Origin of the sequence: Christensenella sp., assembly GCF_034927525.1 — a bacterium.
GTDB lineage: Bacteria > Bacillota > Clostridia > Christensenellales > Christensenellaceae > Christensenella.
The window spans coordinates 1-1,883 of the sequence record NZ_JAYFPU010000345.1; the positions used below are offsets into that span (position 1 = coordinate 1).

General features: G+C 50.9%; 3 protein-coding genes and 1 pseudogene. All 4 read right to left on the reverse strand.

Going from position 1 to position 1,883, the window contains the following annotated elements; genetic code table 11:
• Positions 1 to 650 (reverse strand): signal recognition particle receptor subunit alpha (locus VB081_RS13805; protein ID WP_323401359.1); only part of this gene is annotated, 650 nt, incomplete at its 3' end.
• Positions 651 to 896, reverse strand: a complete 246-nt coding sequence (ylxM, locus tag VB081_RS13810) for a YlxM family DNA-binding protein (RefSeq protein WP_323401360.1) — start codon at positions 894 to 896, stop codon at positions 651 to 653.
• 102 nt (positions 897 to 998) lie between these two features.
• Positions 999 to 1,637: an MBL fold metallo-hydrolase gene (locus VB081_RS13815; RefSeq protein WP_323401361.1), complete on the reverse strand. Its 639-nt coding sequence runs from the start codon at positions 1,635 to 1,637 to the stop codon at positions 999 to 1,001.
• Positions 1,637 to 1,883: pseudogene (locus VB081_RS13820) on the reverse strand (signal recognition particle-docking protein FtsY); the annotation flags it as partial. The pseudogene VB081_RS13820 and the gene VB081_RS13815, both read right to left, overlap by 1 nt.

The following is a 1,883-nucleotide window of genomic DNA, read 5'->3' on the forward strand; positions in this document are numbered from 1 at the left end:
AACGTTTCCGTCGGGTTTGCCGCTTGCTTCAAATCCTTTAATTCAGCCATCATTTCGTCGTCGATATGCAGCCGTCCTGCCGTATCCACAATAATGATGTCGCATCCCAGCTTGTTGGCCTGCTTCGTCGCTTCCTTATATATCTTGGTGGCATTGTCCGGCCCCATATCGAAAACGTCCACGCCGACCTGCTCACCCACCACGTGCAGCTGCTTGATCGCAGCCGGACGATAGATGTCGCACGCTACCAGCAAAGGTTTTTTCCCTTGCTTTTTATAGTATCCCGCAAGCTTTGCGCAAAAGGTTGTCTTGCCCGCGCCCTGCAGACCCATCATCATAATGACAGTCGGCGGAGAACCCGCCAGTTTGATATCCGATTGTTTGCCTCCGAGCAACTCTGTCAGCTCGTCGCGTACCAACTTGACGACCTGCTGTCCCGGCGTAAGGCTTTCCAATATGCCGGAACCTACCGCCTTTTCCGAAAGCTCTTTGATAAATTTCTTGACCACCAAAAAGTTTACGTCCGCTTCCAGCAGCACGAGCTTTACCTCGCGCATCGCCGCCTTGATATCGCCCTCCGAAAGCTTTCCTCTCGCGGTCAGTTTCCGAAACACATTTTGTAGTTTTTCCGCAATACCTTCAAATGCCATTTATTTCTCCTCGTCAAGCTGGCTTTTCACCAGTCCGAGCTTTTGTTCCATACCTTCTAATTTCACCTGTGCCCTTTTGATCGTGTCCAGCACACCCTGCCTCGAAATCCCGCATTCCTGCGCGATCTCCGCCAGCGAATAGTCGTCGTTGTAATATAAGGAAAAAACACTCGCCTGCTTTTGTGTCAGAAACTCGCCGTAAAAATCATAATACAGGCTCAGTTTTAAATCCTTTTCGCGTTTCATAGCTTACCACCTATCAAAAAAACAGATGCACGTCATCTTACCCTTACACCTGTTTGATTATACTTATTTTTCCTGCGTCTGTCAAGCAAAAAACCTTTACACCTACAGTCTGTCCATCTGCTTTTTTGAAACCGGCTTTCCATGCCCGGGATAGTACCATTCCGCCCCTGTCTTTCTCAGCTTATCCAGACATTCGTCCACACCGGCAAAATCCTCCGCAATGCGCGCACGGCTCACGCCGCCCATGTTCATGATCGTGTCCCCCGCAATGCATCCGCCTCCCGCGACAATGCCCACGGAGCCCGCCGTATGCCCATGCAGAGCGATCACGCGTGCGTCGATGCCAAGCTCATCCAGCTTCTGTCCGTCCTGCAAATAAAAATCCGGCGTAAACGTCTCAAACTGCGTTTTTTTGATCGCCGCCATAGAGGCCATGCGGATAAACGCGCCGATCAGCCCGCGCGACCCAAATGCCCGCGTCCGGTTATCCTGCGCCAAAGATTCATCTTCTTGCGCAATCGCGATCTTCGCGCCATATTTCTTGGCAATACATACTGCGTTTCCAACATGATCAAAATGACCGTGCGTCAACAGAACATACCGCACCTTCCACGGTGCAAGCGCGCATAAGAGCTTTTCGCGTATCGCAGGACGACCGGTATCCACCAGCACGGCATTTTCACCGTTTTCTATGATATAGCAATTGTCGCCGCCAAAACGCAGTGGAATGATTTTCGTCATTATTCCAGAATCGCCTTTGCAAATTCTCTTGCGTCAAACGGTTGTAAGTCGTCGACGCCTTCTCCTACGCCGATAAAGCGTACCGGAACACCTGTCATGTCCTTGACTGCACATACCACGCCGCCCTTTGCGGTGCCGTCCAGCTTTGTCAATATGATGCCTGTCAGTTTCACACTCTCATTAAAAACTTCCGTCTGCGATATCGCGTTTTGCCCTGTCGTGGCGTCCACTACCAAAAACGTCTCG